General features: G+C 56.9%; 12 protein-coding genes and 2 pseudogenes. 11 read left to right on the top strand and 3 right to left on the bottom strand.

Translation table 11 applies throughout. The annotated features are described in order from the left end of the window. The first annotated feature begins 2 nt into the window (after nucleotides 1–2). The 3 genes and pseudogenes from NTD86_RS03170 (at nucleotide 3) to NTD86_RS03160 (ending at nucleotide 4873) form a co-directional block, all read left to right on the top strand. Entirely contained in the window at nucleotides 3–596 is a 594-nt protein-coding gene (locus NTD86_RS03170) for an ABC-three component system middle component 1 (RefSeq protein WP_262200697.1), read from the top strand. After that, complete coding sequence (locus tag NTD86_RS03165) at nucleotides 593–3586, top strand: AAA family ATPase (protein WP_262200696.1); 2994 nt, start codon at nucleotides 593–595, stop codon at nucleotides 3584–3586. The genes NTD86_RS03170 and NTD86_RS03165 overlap by 4 nt, the downstream gene beginning before the upstream one ends. 225 nt (nucleotides 3587–3811) lie before the next feature. After that, nucleotides 3812–4873, top strand: a pseudogene (locus tag NTD86_RS03160) (transposase). Between the two features lie 303 nt (nucleotides 4874–5176). On the opposite strand, the gene NTD86_RS03155 reads toward NTD86_RS03160, so the two are convergent. After that, nucleotides 5177–6397, bottom strand: a complete 1221-nt coding sequence (locus NTD86_RS03155) for an FAD-dependent monooxygenase (RefSeq protein WP_262200695.1) — start codon at nucleotides 6395–6397, stop codon at nucleotides 5177–5179. A 135-nt stretch (nucleotides 6398–6532) separates the two neighbouring features. Here NTD86_RS03155 and NTD86_RS03150 point away from each other — a divergent pair, with 135 nt between their 5' ends. Beyond that, nucleotides 6533–7450: a LysR family transcriptional regulator gene (locus NTD86_RS03150; RefSeq protein ID WP_262200693.1), complete on the top strand. Its 918-nt coding sequence runs from the start codon at nucleotides 6533–6535 to the stop codon at nucleotides 7448–7450. A 408-nt stretch (nucleotides 7451–7858) separates the two neighbouring features. On the opposite strand, the gene NTD86_RS03145 is transcribed toward NTD86_RS03150, so the two are convergent. After that, the gene (locus NTD86_RS03145; protein ID WP_262200692.1) at nucleotides 7859–8824 is read right to left on the bottom strand and encodes an AraC family transcriptional regulator; all 966 of its coding nucleotides are present in this window, start codon (nucleotides 8822–8824) and stop codon (nucleotides 7859–7861) included. A gap of 285 nt (nucleotides 8825–9109) precedes the next feature. Between NTD86_RS03145 and NTD86_RS03140 the strand changes: the two genes are divergently transcribed. The 7 genes and pseudogenes from NTD86_RS03140 (at nucleotide 9110) to tnpC (ending at nucleotide 16262) form a co-directional block, all read left to right on the top strand. Continuing rightward, nucleotides 9110–9643: a 2,4'-dihydroxyacetophenone dioxygenase family protein gene (locus tag NTD86_RS03140; RefSeq protein WP_262200691.1), complete on the top strand. Its 534-nt coding sequence runs from the start codon at nucleotides 9110–9112 to the stop codon at nucleotides 9641–9643. Nucleotides 9644–9711: 68 nt separating this feature from the next. Next, the gene (locus NTD86_RS03135; protein WP_262200690.1) at nucleotides 9712–10971 is read left to right on the top strand and encodes an MFS transporter; all 1260 of its coding nucleotides are present in this window, start codon (nucleotides 9712–9714) and stop codon (nucleotides 10969–10971) included. Further along, nucleotides 10968–12026, top strand: a complete 1059-nt coding sequence (locus NTD86_RS03130) for a 2,3-butanediol dehydrogenase (protein ID WP_262200688.1) — start codon at nucleotides 10968–10970, stop codon at nucleotides 12024–12026. Before NTD86_RS03135 ends, NTD86_RS03130 begins: the two co-directional genes overlap by 4 nt. A gap of 10 nt (nucleotides 12027–12036) precedes the next feature. Beyond that, complete coding sequence (locus tag NTD86_RS03125; RefSeq protein ID WP_262200686.1) at nucleotides 12037–12762, top strand: SDR family NAD(P)-dependent oxidoreductase; 726 nt, start codon at nucleotides 12037–12039, stop codon at nucleotides 12760–12762. A gap of 93 nt (nucleotides 12763–12855) precedes the next feature. Continuing rightward, the gene (locus NTD86_RS03120) at nucleotides 12856–14130 is read left to right on the top strand and encodes a carbohydrate porin (protein WP_262200685.1); all 1275 of its coding nucleotides are present in this window, start codon (nucleotides 12856–12858) and stop codon (nucleotides 14128–14130) included. 274 nt (nucleotides 14131–14404) lie between these two features. Continuing rightward, nucleotides 14405–14620, top strand: a pseudogene (gene tnpB, locus NTD86_RS03115) (IS66 family insertion sequence element accessory protein TnpB); the annotation flags it as partial. Between the two features lie 61 nt (nucleotides 14621–14681). Beyond that, the gene (gene tnpC / locus NTD86_RS03110) at nucleotides 14682–16262 is read left to right on the top strand and encodes an IS66 family transposase (RefSeq protein WP_262200684.1); all 1581 of its coding nucleotides are present in this window, start codon (nucleotides 14682–14684) and stop codon (nucleotides 16260–16262) included. Here tnpC and NTD86_RS03105 read toward each other — a convergent pair. After that, a complete protein-coding gene (locus tag NTD86_RS03105) occupies nucleotides 16246–16677 on the bottom strand; it encodes a hypothetical protein (protein ID WP_262200683.1) in 432 nt (143 codons plus the stop codon). The genes tnpC and NTD86_RS03105 overlap by 17 nt on opposite strands. Nucleotides 16678–16689 lie beyond the last annotated feature (12 nt).

The following is a 16689-nucleotide window of genomic DNA, read 5'->3' as shown; positions in this document are numbered from 1 at the left end:
TCATGCTGACAGTGCAGGAATTGGCTAGCGCAATCATTCAGCGTGTAGAGGGTCGGTATGACGTGTGTCCTAGGGACGTAACGGAGCTTATGCTGCCTGAGGTCGAGTACGACTCGCATGTTCTTCGACTCAAGCGCTCCCACATCGAAAGGGCGGGTTGGCGGACGGTTTTGCTCGTCGAGCTTCCATTAACGGCCCTGCAAGCTGCCAACCAATGGGCTGCCGACGTCCGGGATGTGCTACCGGAGCCTGAGACTGCCGACCTCTATATGTTTCTGATGATCAGCGATATCGCTAAAGATGACGCTGCGCGGATTGAGACTGATGACAGGTTCTGCCGCAAGGTCGTTGTGCGCGAATCTGAAGCATCTGGTGATTTTCTTAACCGGACATTTCTGGCGGCCTTGGATCCTGCTGGTGATGTCGAGACGCTGAGCGACCCTTTGGTATCGGCGCTGAACACGCTGTCCGCTGCACGCCCTTGGTCGGCGCCCCACATCGCTGCCTGGAGAGCGCAGCTTCTAACCAACAAAAACGGAGCTGATGTCGTGCGTGTACTCACCGATTCGCTGAGTGAAAGCGAGGTTCAGCCGTGAGCAAGTTGAATTCCATCACCCTGTCGAACCTGCGTAAATTCGGATCTGACGTCACCATTGAACTAAGCCCCGGGGCGACTATTTTGCTCGCTCCGAATGGTACGGGCAAAACAACGGTATTTGAGGCGATCGAGTTTGGTCTGACCGGGAAGATCGCACGGCTCCGTGACGACATTGCCCACATCATTCGTGATGATCAGACTGCAGCGGCAGTCAGTCTAAATTTTTCTGAGCTGACCGCAACATCACGCGTGACTGCGGCGGGCAAGGTCAGCCAAGATGGAGACTTAAGCAGCGTCTTCCCTAATGTCTCCGCAAGTGACATACCATTCTTACTGCGCCTAACCCACCTTTTGGATCAGAGGGAGAACGGGTGGATCGTCAATGCGGAAGAAAAGGAAGCCGGATCCCAGCTGGCCAAGCTGCCGATTGGTAGCGACGGCTCTAAAGCTCGCGCCACCCTTGCTGCTGTGCGACGGTCGCTGACGGAGCAAAAAGCCCGTGCGGAAGAAGTGTTGATCGGGCATGAGACTGATTTGAACGAGTGGACTCGCCTACTTCAGGAGCGTGACATCGCTGCTGCCGGTGCAGTAGGTGCATTACGCCCGCGCGATCGAATTGCTGACGTTCTCTCTGACGCTGCAAACCAGACGCAAAGCCTGAGCCAGATTCCACCTGGCTTGTTGAGCGGACCTGTAAGCCAGGAGGGGCTGACGCTTGCACACACTGCACTGTCCGAGATTTTGCAAGGAAAGGTCGAGCGAGCTCGGCAGCATATCTCAAGCCTCGCCTTGGTAAATGATCTTGTCGAAAGCTTTGTGGCGGCGCGGAAGCAGCTTGAAAAGCTCAATGCAGACCTCACGGCGGCGAGTGAGACGTTTGACCGTCACACAACTTCAAGGGCTCAAGGCAGTGCCGCATTGCAGGAGCATCAAGCCAGTATCCACTCTGCACAGCAAGAACTTATCAGTATCGGGCAGCAACTTGAGCGACTGGTTGGCGAAACCACAACCAAACAGGATGTCGATCACCGTAATGACACGTTGACGTCGGCGATTGCTGCCCTGCGTGAGGCTGAAAAAAATTCTCATGTACTTCGCGAGCAGCATGAGCACAACCAACGTGTTCGTAACCAGCATGCTCAGATTGACATTCAGCTTCAGGGAATCAGCCAGATCGAGCAGCGCCTGGACGCGGGTCAACTAATGCTTACCGACTGGCAGGCTACTGAGCAGCGGATCAGCGAGGTTGCCCAGCAAATCGCTGCTCTCGAAATGCTCATCGATAAACAGAGCATAGATCGGGATACCGAACGCTCCTCGTATGAGACGTGTAAAGCTGCGGAGGCCACTGCCCGATCACATTATGAGATGCTCAGTTCTTCCGCTGACGCAATCCGTCAGGCCGTTGCATCCATAGCACAACATCTTCCCGTTGACCAAGATCAATGCCCACTTTGCCTGGAGCCGCATGGTGCAGCCAAGCTTCAGTCCCGCGTGGCTCAAGCCCTTGAAGCGATCAATCCGAGTTTGACCGCAGCTGAGCAGCAATTGCGAGCTGCGGTGGAAGCGTTGATGGCCAGTGAGGTCGCGGTTGAGAAAGCGCAGCAAGCACTAGACCTCACCCGAGGGGAATTAGGTGCTTTGGAGTCCAGCCGCCAGGATCTGGGACGGCAAGTTACGCAGTTTCGTACCGATCCGATTTTGGCTAGTGACTCGCTCCCGTTGGCAAGGGAGGCGCTCAGGCAGCAAGTCGATAGCATTGCTCCTGCCCAAAAGCGTTTGGCTGATCAGCGAGCGGCATTGGACGCTCTCCCTACTCCTGAAGCATTTGAACAAACCGAGCGAGCTTTCAATTCGGCACAGTACATGCTTGACTTGGCCCGAATTCAACACAGCGAAGCGGCTACACGATTGGATCAAGCAGTCGCCGCACTAGCCGCGCTTACCTCTGGGGAACCGCTGGCTCGAACGCTCGAGCAACTTACAGCAGCAAAAGCTCAGCTGGAACAACAGATCAGCGACCTGAACGGTAAAGTCGGGACGGTGCAATCCGCCCTGGACACCCAACAACATCAGTTGCTTGAGTCATCAAACGTTGTCCAGGGGATTGAGGAAGAAATCAGAAAGGGGCAAACGCTCCTTCTTCAATACCGGGCAAGCTGGCAAGAACTGGAGTTGACCGGTGACCCACTTGCGGAAGCTGCGCAAGCCCGTGAAGCTACGCTGCGCTCTACGTTGACCCTCCTAGAGGACTATGTTTCAGCACTCGAAGGCATTGGGGTGGAAATTTCTGCTTGGGCCAAGTTGAATGAATCACAACTGGCCCAGCGGCTGATTGATGCTCAGCGTCTTGACCGTTCAGAAGAGGCCTTCGAAGCTTTCCTCAATGACAGCATCAACGCGGCAAGATCCAGCTTATTACGATTGACCTTGATCTCGGACGCGATGGATTTGCTGGATGGCTCGCTGAAGAAGGAAATTGAGAACGTTCAGAAGCATGTCGGCAAGGTGGTACCCCGCTGGCAGGCGCTGCTGAAACGAGTCGTGCGGGAGTCTAGGTTCCACGAGGCAAGCCTGAAGTTCTTCAGCTCGTATAACAAGGATCGTGCCGGTGTTTCTGTACCACTTGGCAATAAAGCGGTACCGGTACCTGATATCGCGAGTGAGGCACAGTTGACGGATCTTCAACTGACCTTCCTGCTCTCGATGGCCATTAGTCATCAGTGGTCTCCTTGGAAAGCACTGCTGTTGGATGACCCGACTCAGCACCACGATCTTGTGCATGCCTCTGCGGTTTTCGATTTGCTGCGTGACTACATCGTTGATCATGGTTTCCAGGTTGTGATCGCTACCCATGATGCTCTGCAGGCGCGTTACTTCCTGCGCAAGCTGCAAAACGACGGGATTGAGGCCAAGATCTGGACGCTCGTGCCGACTGAAAATGGTGTCACTGCGCAAGCAGGGAACTGGAAACAGCGCATTCAATAATGCAGATGCCTTTCGGGCGCCGATTTAAGTGCAAGTTGAGCGCGAGCCAAGCCCTAATGGAGGTTTGGTTTCGCGCAGCGGTAGGTACGCTTCTGTAGATTCGCCATCTTGAGGCCGAAAAAAGCTCTTGGGAATGACTGTTTTTGGCCGATTCCGTTGAAAAAGTAGCTCCCCTATTTGACCTGCGGCAAAATTGCTTCATTGGTCGGCGGGGGATCACAGAGCATGATGGGACAGTTATCGAGTGGGCAGGAGCGACTGTTTTACTCGTTCAACCTTGAAGATCACATCCCAGCCAATCACCTTCTGCGCAGCATTGATCGGTGTCTTGATCTGAGCGACCTGCGCCATTACCTAGCCGATTTCTATAGCCCGATTGGGCGTCCCTCGATTGATCCTGAACTGATGATCCGCATGTTGATCGTCGGCTACTGCTATGGCATCCGCTCCGAACGGCGGCTGTGCGAAGAGGTCCATTTGAACCTGGCGTATCGCTGGTTCTGCCGGTTAAGCCTTGAAGATGAAGTCCCCAACCACTCGACCTTTTCCAAAAATAGACACGGCCGTTTTCGGGACAGCGATCTGTTTCGCTGGTTGTTCAATGAAGTGCTGTGTCGTTGCATGGACGCAGGCTTGGTCAAAGGTGAAGGCTTTGCGGTGGACGCCAGCATCATCAAGGCGGAAGCGCAGTTCGACATCCATCCGGAACGCCTCATTGGCGATACCGCTTACGGTACCGCGCCGATGCTGGCCTGGATGGAGGAGGAAAAGAACATCGAGCCACATGTGCCGGTGTGGGACAAAACCGAACGCAAGAACGACAGTTTTTCGAGCAACGATTTCCGCTGGAATGAAGAGACTGAGGAGTACTGCTGCCCGACTGGCAATGCATTACGTAGCGAATTGCGAGCCTTCAAGAACGAGCGTTCGCACGTCACCAAAGCCAACACCATCATCTTCCGATCCAGGTAGAGCGATTGCGTTGCCTGCTTGATGAAAGCCAAGTGCTGCCCGAACACTGCGTTGCGCAAGATCGCCCGCAGCGTCCATGAAGCCGCGCGCGATGTGGCTCGGCGAATCGCAACGACACCTGCGTACGTGCGCTCTCGCTACGAATGTAAGAAGGTCGAAATGTTGTTTGCCCACCTCAAGCGCATCCTGAAATTGGATCGCTTGCGGCTACGTGGCATGAGTGACGCGACGGATGAATTCACGCTGGCCGCCGCGGTGCAGAACCTACGACGGCTAGCCAAATTTTCATCTCAAGGGCCACCAGTCACGGCATAGGTGCGCCTGCACCAAGCAAAAAACCTCAAATTAACCCAATAACAGAGCAGCAAAGGTCACCGAAGGGCCGAAAAACCACTCAATGTGGTGAGTAGGTTCTTCAGGGGGTGGTCGTGCCTAAGTTCAGGCGAGCTGAAAATCCGACTTTTTCAACAGAATCAGCCAGAAGCCAACATCTGAAGAGCCCCAATGCGAGGCACTAGACTTGGCGTTCCAACGCGCGGGGAAAGTCATGGGGCTCGGTTTACAGTAAGGCGTCTCAGGACTGGAGACGCCATGCGGTGTCCTGATTGCCACAGTCTTTCAGAGGCGGTACAGACTGCTGAAGCCAGCGCCATCCATCGCCGTGTTGTCCGTGTATCCGGTCAGCGGCAAACCCTGTGACCACCCTTGCGCCAAGGCCTGCACGTCATGCAAGGGATCGGACGCTTTGGCGCGTTCATTACGAATACGGCAGGTTTCAGGATCAGTGGCAAACAGCCCGCGAGCGAAGGCTCGACCTTGTTCGGCCAGCTTGGCGGTCTTGGGCCCACGTATCTGCGCGAAGTGCAGCAAGGCTTTATCAAGGCGGTCCTTTCCTTGCAAGCACCTGGCAAGATGCCAGGCGTCTTCCAACGCCTGACAAGCGCCCTGACCCGATGTCGGCAACGGCGCGTGCGCCGCATCGCCCACGAGCAGCACATTAGCCCGGCTCCATGTGTGCAACGGCTCCAAGTCGTGCACAGCAATCATTCGGATGGCGTGCGTCGGCGTCGCCTGGATGATACGGGCGATAGGCTCAGGCCATCCCGCGAACAGATCCTCAATCTCCTTGCGCATATCGGCCGCAGGAGTTGCCGCTGATAATGGCCGCGCCTGCGCCGCTGCCCAGTAGACCAAATCTGGCCGCACCGGCACGCAACCGAAGCGATTGCCCGCTCCCCAATAATCCTGAATCGCTATATCGCTCACCAACGCACGCTCCCCTTGCGCCACACCGATCCAGTTCACAAATCCCTGATAAACCGGTGAGTTGTCCCCTGCAACGAACTTGCGTGCCACCGATCCCATGCGGCCATCGGCGCCGATAAGCAGATCTGGGCGGATACTCACCCCGTTCTCGAAGCGCGCGACCGCTTTACCATCATCCTCCAGATCAATCCCCACCGCCCGATGGCCGAACTCCACCGGGATGCCGGCCTGTGCCGCATGGTTCAGCAGCACTGCCTGCAAGTCACCCCGCAAAATGGTATGAGTCGGATATCCCATGGTCTGGTCTAGCAGCGCGATATCGATGCCCCCCAACGAATTGCCCGCAGCGTCCTGGCGGCGCGCGACCCTTGGCCGGCCACTCACTGCTGCGATGTCCTGGAGGAGGCCCAGTTCCTCCAGCACAAAGCTGGCGTTGGGCCAGAGCGTCACGCCAGCCCCCATGGTGGCTGGTCCCGACCGGCGCTCATACACCCGGGGACTGTGGCCCTGTTTGCGCAAGGCAAGCGCCACGCTCAACCCCGCAATTGCGCCGCCTAGTATTCCGATTTCCACACTGGATCTCCTGTTCAATCCGTCCCGACGCGCCATCGGCGACAACCCATCGGACGAGACGGCATCTTAGATTCCGTCAATGTGGAGAACTATTGTGTGAATATGGGCGACTTTAATACCTTAATCGGGATAATCATGCGCAATGCCCTCGACCTGAACACCGTTCGTGTATATGTGGCGGTCGTCGACGCACAAAGCTTTGTCGGCGCGGCACGCTTACTGTCCCTGCCATCCTCGAACGTCAGCCGCCACGTCGCTTCGTTGGAACGCAGATTAGGCGTGCGCTTGCTGGAGCGCAGTACTCGTCACCTGCGCATGACTGAAGCCGGCAAACTTCTCTACGAACGAGCCAAACCTTTACTCGACTCCTTGCTCTGCACCGAGGAAGACCTTAGCGCGGTGCAGCGCGAACTGCGGGGCCCCATCAGGATGTGCATGCCAGGCGAAGCCCCCAGACTGCTAGCCCCTATCCTGGCTGAGTTTTGTAGCCTTCATCCCGGCGTCGAGCTGGAGTGCGACACGCGCCTGACCGGTATAGAAGCGCTCCGGGAGGACGTGGACCTTTCCATCCTCTTCCATCGTGGGCGCCAGGATGACAGCACCATTATCACCCGCGAACTCGCTACGCTACCCAGCATCGTGGTCGCGGCGCCCGCTCTGTTAGCCAAAACGGGAACGCCGCGCCAAGTGCGCGAACTTGAGTCTTTGCCGTGCATTACGACACTGAGCGCATTGAAGGGCCAGCCTTGGCAGTTTCTAGACGCCAAAGGCGAAATCGTGAAGGTATCTGTGCGTAGCCGCTATCGTGTCAACAGCGGAGAACTTGCGTTGGCGGGTGCACGGCAAGGCATCGGTTTCGCGATAGTGGCAGCCCATCCATGCCAGGAAGATCTGGCCGCGGGCCGATTGCAGGAAGTGTCGCTGGACCTGCGTCCTGCGCCGCTGCAATTGCTTGGCGCGTACAGCCACCGGCATTCCGTGACTGCGCGGGTTCGGGCGTTGCTGGAGTTTATACAACTGCGGTTGGAACAAGTTGGGAGCCGCTCAAGATGAAAGTCGAAATGGGGGCAGCCCAAGCATAGGCAGAAGATGCCTACGGTGCCGGGGGCAATTCAATTCTTGGAGGGGCTACTCCTACCCGACAGGAGTACCGGTGCATCTCAGGACTCTAGAGCGCAACGCCCGCCCCATCGCTGTAGCCTCCGGAAGGCCGGTAAATTCAGCTAATAACTCATTTATGCAAGGGCAAGTAGGTATCTATAGACATTTCTTTGCTACCACCTGAGTGGGCGTTCAATCGACACGTGGATGACCGCAGAGGGGCTATTGATACTCCGGCTACTTGAAAAATCCATACCATGTGCTCCATGTTGAGGGGGTAATTGGTGCGCAGAGTCAATTTAGACAGTCTCCGCTAATACCTTCGAAGGAAAATGGCAACAACATCGCTCCGGGTTTCGATCATATCTTGCTAGTGCGCGCCTCGCTGGGGGTCATTCCGAAGCGTACCTTGAAGGCCCGGGCGAAATGCGACTGGCTGGAGAACCCGTGACGATAGGCTATCTCGGCGATGTCCAAGCGGCTTGCGCTGGGCGAGGCGAGCAACTGGCGGGCGCGCTCAAGACGCTTCTCTTGCAAATAGCGATTGGGAGTCCCACCCTCCTGGGCGAACAGCCGCGCCAGGTGGCGACTGGAGATCCCTGCGGCGGCGGCCACGTGCTCACAACTCAGTGATGAGTCATCAAGGTGGTCCTTGATGTGCTGTTTGGCTGCCAGCAGGTATGAGGTGCTCAATGCACTGGCCCGATGCTCGCCGGTGCTGTCACTGATGATGCTCGCCAGCAGATTGTAAGCCTCTTCCTCGAAAAGTCCTGCTCTGTCTTCCCGTGGCGCGTCGAAAAAAACCTGGGTTCGCTCGGCAAAGGAGCGCACCAGCAAGCGCTGCGCCGGGGTTTCGGCACCAATCTTCAGTGGCCCCTTGAGGTCACGTAAACAGCGCTCGGAGAAGTCATCCTGGGGAATATCGAAAATGAACTGGCGCATCGGTCCCGAAAAACCGAATACGTAGGGTTTGTCGGTGCGGTAGATCACCAGTTCACCCGGCTGTACCAGGCTGCAAACGTTATCTTGGAAAAAGAACGACTGGTTGCCCAAGACCAGGGACACGAAGATAGACTCCTTGGGGATCGAGTGGACCATCGAGTAATTGCGTTCCACCGCGTGCTCGTTGCCAGAAATATGGGCTACCCGTAGGCGTTCGAGGCACAAGTTATCCTGGATTGCGGCGAAACCAGATTGAGAATATGACGAACATTTGAGGCCCACCAGGATAGAGGCGTTGTAATCCTCCCAAAACTCCAGGCGTTGCTCCAAAGGAATGTCCTGAGTGCTGGCCCGTCGGATGTCGAGCAAAGAGTTTACATTCATTTTTATTCTTCTCTTTGAATGGTACGTGAACCTCCCAGGTTCCAAGTAAGGCGCCCGGACCAAACCATCAACGATTTTCGATCAATCGGAACGTTCCGTAGTACACAGAAATTAAGAGCTTAATCATGGTTGCCGTCAATCGCCCGCATGATCGACGGCAGAGAGCTACATCGATTCCGTACCAGCTATGTCCGAAAAAGGGAAACATCCTGGCCGACAGGGTCAAACCCGCTCATCTGACTCTCGTTATATTCGCCTTTCCAATAACAACGTCAGATACCAATCATGCCCGAAGCTCCTAACCGTGAATTCTGGAAAGACCTGCAACCCATCCCTAACTGTTTCAAGCCCGACGCAAAACCGGAAGTCTACCTGCACAACGCGCCGACCGAGGATGAGACCCTCTACGCGCCCTTTACCGAAACCGTGAAATCCCGGCCGCTGTGGATCTCGCCAAGTGAGAACCGTTGGTGTGACATCTTGATGTCGACGACAGCGGGCTTGGTCAACCGACACTATCACCCTCATGAGGTGTTCGCCTACACCATCAGCGGCAAGTGGGGCTACTTGGAACATGACTGGACCGCCACCGCTGGCGACTTCGTCTACGAAACACCCGGCGAAGGTCATACCTTGGTTGCCTACGAGCACGAAGAGCCGATGCGCGCGTTCTTCATCGTCAAAGGTCCGCTGATCTGGCTCGACGAAAAGGGTAACCCTGATGGTGTCTTCGACGTCCACGACTACATCGCCATGTGCCGAGAGCACTACGAGAAGATCGGTGTTGGCGCCGCTTATATCGACTCCCTATTTCGCTGATCTGAGGCGCGCCGTCTCTTAACGACGCGCCCTCCCTGCTGGCCGGCCTACCCGGCCTGGAGACAGACATGGCACATAATAAAAAATCCGCCAGTTACGAAAACGTCCTCCTCAGCGTGTTGTTCCTGACCTTCGGATTCGTCTTCTTCGACCGTCTCGCGCTGTCGTTCCTTTTCCCCTTCATGCAGGATGAGCTGCAACTGAGCAACAGCCATCTAGGCATGCTTTCTTCAGTGCTCGCCCTGGCCTGGGCGGTGTCCGGCGCGCTGGTCAGTGCCTGGTCAGATCGTCGCGGTCATCGCAAGCCGTTGCTGGTTGCTGCGGTGATCCTGTTCTCATTGTGCTCAGCGCTGTCCGGCCTCGTTGGCGGTTTCCTCAGTCTGCTGCTGTTCCGCGGCATCATGGGCCTTGCCGAAGGGCCGATCCTGCCCCTCTCGCAATCTTTGATGGTGGAGGCCTCTTCACCGCATCGGCGCGGTTTGAATATGGGCCTGCTGCAGGGCTCGGCAGCCGGTCTGCTGGGAGCGGTCATTGGCCCGCCGTTGCTCGTAGCCTTGGCCCAGGCCTTCGGTTGGCGCCATGCCTTCATCATCTCATTGCTGCCTGGATTGATAATTGCCTGGTTGATCTGGCGCTATGTACGCCCGGACCCAGCCCGCGAAAAAGTGCCTGCAGTCAGCGCAGACGCTCCGAAAGGCAGTCGCCTGGCTCTATTGAAGAGCCGTAATATCCTGCTCTGCACCCTGATCAGTTGCGTGTTCGTCACGTGGTTCATCGTACTGATCTCCTTTACACCAATCTTCCTGGTTAATACCCGCGGATTCAGCCCGAGCACCATGGGCAACCTGATGAGCTGCCTGGGCGTCGCATGGGTAGTCTGGGGTTTTGCCGTGCCAGCGATCTCCGATCGCATCGGCCGCCGGCCGACCCTGATTATCTTCTCCCTGCTCGCTGCCTGCTGCCCGATGGCCATGCTCTACGCACCGGACGCCACCAGTCTTGGCCTGCTATTGCTGCTGACTTATACCGGGCTCGGCTGCTTCACCCTCTTCATGGCCACCATTCCGGCAGAGACCGTACCACGCACAATTGTTGCCACGGCCCTCGGCATGATCATGGGGTTGGGGGAACTGATCGGCGGCTTCGTCGCCCCCACCATCGCAGGCTTCGCGGCTGATCACTTCGGCCTGTCCATCGTCATGTGGATATCCTGCGGAGGCGCCCTGCTCTCCGCGCTCCTATCACTGTTCCTGCGAGAAACTGCGCCAGCCATACTAGCTCGCCGGGGTGCTCCGATTACTAACGCTATGCAAGGAGAGCAACCATGAAAGCGCTACGCTGGCATGCCGCTCGCGACCTGCGCCTGAGCGACCTAGAACTCCAAAAGCCCGGCACTGGTGAAGTCGAACTACGGGTCGCCTACTGCGGAATCTGCGGAAGCGATCTGCACGAATACCAAGACGGACCGCACTCAATTCCCCAAGTCGAGCCCCATCCCCTATCTTGCTGCCGCGCGCCGCTGACCCTCGGTCACGAGTTTTGCGGCGTAGTCAGCGCCTTAGGCGCCGACGTCGTGGACCTGAAGATCGGCGACCGGGTAGCGGTAGAGCCGGAATACCGCTGCGGCGAATGCCGCTACTGCCTGGAAGGCCGCTACAACCTCTGCGAGTCGATGGGCTTCATCGGCCTGATGGGAGACGGAGGATTCGCTGAGCGGGCACGGGTACCGGCCTATATGTTGCACCGCCTGCCGGAGACCGTGAGCTTGCGCCAGGCAGCCGTGCTCGAACCAGCTGCCGTCGCCCTGCACGCTTTGCGCCGCAGCAGCTTGATACCCGGGCAACGCTGCGTGGTGTTCGGCCTCGGCCCGATCGGTTTGCTGCTGGTGATGCTGGCACGACTTCGCGGCGTGGACGACATCACCGTCGTCGACCTCAGCCCGGAACGCCTAGCCATGGCCGGTAAATTCGGCGCCACTCAGTTGCTCGACGCCAGGGACGCAGACATGGCAGCGCAGTTGCGAGAAGGCGGTGCCATGGATTGTGCTTTTGAGGCTGCAGGCAGTCAGGCCAGTCTCAACGCCGCCCTGGCAAGCCTGCGCAAGGGCGGCGAATTGATCTTGGTAAGCCTTATGGGCGAGGTCCGGCTGAACGCCTTCGACCTTGTCAACCGCGAGCTGCGCCTGCTTGGCAGTGTCGGCTACCGGAACGTCTATCCCGAACTGATCGCCTTAATCGCCGACGGCCATCTCGACCTGACCCGTGCGGTGACTCGTAGCGTATCCCTGGACCAGGCGGTGATACACGGTTTCGAAGCGCTGATGCGTGATAAGTCGCAAATCAAAATATTGGTCAACCCCAATCCAGAACTGGCCGACGCCTAAGGAGCAACGTATGGTTTTTCAGGACAATCTCTATTCGCACCAGCAGGTGCTAGTCACCGGCGGCACCTCCGGCATCGGGGCCACGATTGCCGTCCATTTCGCAGAGCTCGGCGCCGAGGTCCTGGCTGTTGGCCTAGCCGCTGACGGCGAACACGCACTACGCCACCCACGGGTACGACACCTGGAACTGGACATCACCGACAGCCAACAACTGGAGCAGGTGTTCGCCGAACTGACTGGCCTGAACGTGCTAGTGAACTGCGCCGGCATCAGTCGCGACCGTGACGAATACAACTTGGCGACCTTCGAACGAGTGTTACGCCTTAATCTGACCGCCGCCATGCTCACTTGCCAGTTAGCGCGACCTCTGTTGGCGAGACAAGGCGGAAGCATCCTCAACATCGCGTCGATGTTCAGCACCTTCGGCTCAGCCGATCGCCCGGCCTACAGCGCCAGCAAAGGCGCCATCGTGCAACTGACGAAGTCACTGGCATGCGAATACGCTGCCGAAGGCATTCGAGTCAACGCCATCGCACCTGGCTGGATCGACACGCCGTTGGGTGCAGGCCTCAAGGCTGACGTCGAAGCCTCGGGCCGGATCATGCAACGTACACCGCTGGGCCGATGGGGCGAGTCAGTTGAAGTGGCCAGTGCCGCCGCGTTCCTTGGCAGCCATGGCGCCAGTTTCATCACTGGCGCCGTGCTGGCGGTGGACGGCGGCTACCTCTGCGTCTGACGCCTTATCGAAGCAGGCTGGCCACATCTTGGAATCGCCTGCATGGCGCAGGCGGATGTTCATAAAAAATAATAACAAGACGAGTACCTTTCCATGAAAACCCTTTGCATCATGCCAATCCTGTTCTGCACCAGCATCCTGAGTCTGTCTGCGTATTGCGCCGAGAATACCCGCACCGGGCCGCTGGCCGGACTCGGTGAACAACTCGAGCTGAACGGCGTTAATACTCACGTACAGTTCTGGAACCTGTCGATGAAGAACCTCAACATCGGACCAAGGCCTAACAGTTTTGGCAACAGTGGCGACCTGTTCATCGGCGCGGATATCAACCTCGGCACTCTGGCCGGGCTTGATGGTTCGGCATTGCATGTCGAAGAAACGGTCTACATCCTTGATAAGGGCACCGGACAACCGACCTCACGAAACTGGCAAGGTGCCGTCGGCAGTTATTTCGGCGGGGCACCGCTTCACAACGACATCACCAGCAACCAACTGAGTCTGCTCACCTTCGAACAAAAATGGCTCGACGGCCGGCTCGACCTGCAACTGGGACGCACCAATGCCCGGCGCTATTTCTACATCTACAACTGCGAAAGCGTGGTCACTTGCAATGACCCGATCATCGATACCTCCACCGGCATACTGCCACCGCCCTACGGCGCCTGGGGCGGTTACCTTAAATACCAGTTGAACCCAAGCCTGTACGTACATACGGGGGCGTTCGAGTCCAACCCGACGGACTACCTGAAAAAACGCAAGGGTCTGGACTTGAGCACCGACGACGCCAGCGGTACCAGCTTCCTGGTGGGGATCGGTAGCAAGCCGGGCGACGACACCACCCAGTACGAACTCAATGCTTACTTCAACTCCTCAAAGCAGGTCGATCCCTTGACCGGTGCCAGTGGCCACGGTACTTCCGGGGCGTTCTTCAAGTTCCGTCAAACACTGTGGCGCGCCAACATGCAAGGAGTGCAAGCATTCGGCTCGCTATCGGCGGCCGCGGATGATAAACAGCCCTTCAGCCATTTTGCCGAAGCCGGATTGACCTATCTCGCGCCCTTCGACCGGCCCCAGGACAAGCTCAACTTTAAGACCAGCTACCTGCGAATCAATCCGCACCAACTGGAATTTCAGCGGCGGGTGCGCACCGACAACAACGGCGACACGCGCCTGGGCGATCGGAATGTATTTGCGCTGGAAGCTAACGGTCACTTTGCCCTTAGCCGCAATCTGTCCATTGAGCCGAGCGTGCAGTACTTGATCAATCCGGACAACTTCTACAACCCTGGCGCCCGAGAGTTAAGTGGTAATGGCTTTGTTATTGGGCTGCAAGTGATGTTGGATGTCGGCTCAATGCTGGGGCTCTGAAGCGTTTACTATCGTCAACGCGGTAAATGTCATGACCTGAAGCGCTTCTTGGTTATGGACGACAAGCGCAGCAACACTGAAAGGACTGGCATTATTGTCAACAGCTTCTGGGCCAGCAATTAACTGACCAACTGAAGGTGCCGCTGCCTGCGCAACCTTTCTTCGAGACCTGCCCCGATGATTCGCATCGATTCCATCTGGCTCGCCACCGAGCCAATGGATATGCGCGCCGGTAACGAGACAGCGTTGGAAAGAGTGATCGCACTGTGCTTACCTATTCGCCAACCGCCGCGCCACTCGGATGAAAGTCTTGGTGCATGACGGGCTTGGCATCTGGCTGGCTGCTCGCCGGTTAAATCAAGGCAAGTTACACTGGCCAGGCGCTCGTCATGGTTCTGAAATGGAGCTGGATACCGAGCAACTCCAGGCTTTGGTGTTGGGCTTGCCTTGGCAACGCGTGGGCTTTGGTGCTGCGATCACAGTGCTGTAACGGTTGCCATTACCCCATCGGCCTATCGCCTCGAACTGCCTGCTTTAGCAAAATCTGCACCATGACTCTCCCCAATCTCGACCGCCTGAATCCTGAACAACTGCGCGCCTTGGCGTCGCAGTTGATACAGCGTGTCGAGACACTCGACCAGCAAGTCGAGACCATGGGCAAGAAGATCAACCTCGATCAAACGGTTATCGAGAAGCTGACTCACGAGATCGCACAACTCAAGCGTTTGAAGTTTGCCAAGCGCAGCGAGCAGTTGAGTCCGCAGCAGGCGAGCTTGCTCGATGATCTGATCGATACCGATATCGCGGCGATTGAAGCCGAGCTTCTGGCTTTGCAAACAGTGCCAGCGGCGACCGAGAAAAAGCAAAAGCCCAAACGCACTGCGTTGCCAGCCGAATTTCCACGCGCTTTGATCTATCACGAGCCTGGCAACACTCGTTGCCCATGTGGCTGCGCACTCAAGCGCATCGGTGAAGATGTCAGCGAGAGGCTGGACTACACGCCAGGCGTGTTTACCATTGAACGCCATGTCCGTGGCAAGTGGGTATGCGATGACTGCGAAACACTGATCCAGGTACCCGTTCCAGCGCAGGTCATCGACAAGGGCATCCCGACCGCAAGGTTGCTTGCCCACGTCATGATCGCTAAGTATTCCGATCATCTTCCGCTTTACCGCCAGGAGTCGATTTTCGGTCGAGCTGGCTTGGCGATTCCACGTTCAACGTTGGCTCAATGGGTTGGCATGACGGGCGTGCAGTTGCAGCTTCTGGTCGATGCACTACGCAACGTAGTGCTTGGACAGCAAGTCATCCACACCGATGAAACACCCGTACAGATGCTCGCTCCGAGCTCGAAGAAAACCCACCGTTCTTATGTTTGGGCCTACGCCACCAGCCAGTTCTCGGAATTGGCAGCGGTGGTTTACGACTTCAGCCCCAGCCGCGCCGGAGAGCATGCTCGCAACTTCCTGCAAGGCTGGAAGGGCAAGTTGGTCTGTGATGATTTTGGCGGCTACAAGGCCAGTTTCGAACTCGGCGTAACCGAGATCGGCTGCATGGCCCATGCGCGGCGCAAATTCTTCGAACTACATGCCACCAACAAGAGCATGCTCGCCGAGCAAGCCCTACTCTACATCCAGTTGCTTTACGAAATCGAGAGTGAAGTGCGCGACCTGGAGCCGGATTTACGGCGCCGAATACGGCAAGAAAAAGCCGTGCCGGTGATGACTAGGTTGCATGAGTGGATGATCGCCCAGCGTGCTGCTGTGCCCGAAGGTTCGGCTATCAGCAGGGCACTCGATTACAGCTTGAAACGCTGGGCAGCGCTGTCGCGCTACCTTGATGACGGCGCCGTTCCCATAGACAACAACTGGGCCGAGAACCAGATCCGACCGTGGGCTCTTGGGCGTAAGAACTGGCTCTTCGCCGGATCGCTACGCAGCGGAAAAAGGGCTGCGGCGATCATGAGTGTGATTCAGTCAGCGTGGCTGAATGGTCATGACCCGTACGCCTATCTAAAGGATGTGCTCACGCGCCTGCCGACGCAGCGAGCAAGTGAAATCGAGCAACTGCTACCGCATAAGTGGGTACACGCCTATCCACGCGAAAGTATCTTAGTCACAGAGAGGCCTTGAGCAAATGAACCGCCGAGAGCTGTTTTTCTGCTTCGCCAGCGGTAAGAGGTCTTTCACAGTATTCTCGACTTAGAAAAACAATTGCGTCATTACCGTCAGGATTGTCGGAATAACCGGGGTGTTTTGATATCTCTGCGAGCAAGTCTTCTGAGACTGGAGCGACATGAAAATGTGCGTTGAAACCAGGAGAAAATCCCAATTTGTAGAACATTACTTTGTAGGGGGAATACACCTTTGCCAACAGACGCTCCGAGGTTTTCATCACCAAACCGAGAGATGACATCGCTTCATCGCTCAAATCGCTGAGACCTGAAGCCGTCTCTTCAGATGAAATTATCAAATACCCGTCGTAACGTGAATCTCGCCGATGAGTCACTATCCAGTGGGTGTTGCTGAAAACTCTTAGCTCGTCCATGTAGCTCCTGCT

Origin of the sequence: Pseudomonas sp. 7P_10.2_Bac1 (assembly GCF_025465935.1) — a bacterium.
In the GTDB taxonomy this organism is placed as follows: Bacteria; Pseudomonadota; Gammaproteobacteria; order Pseudomonadales; family Pseudomonadaceae; genus Aquipseudomonas.
Note: the sequence above shows the minus strand (reverse complement) of the source record. Positions and strands in the feature narration are given on the sequence as shown.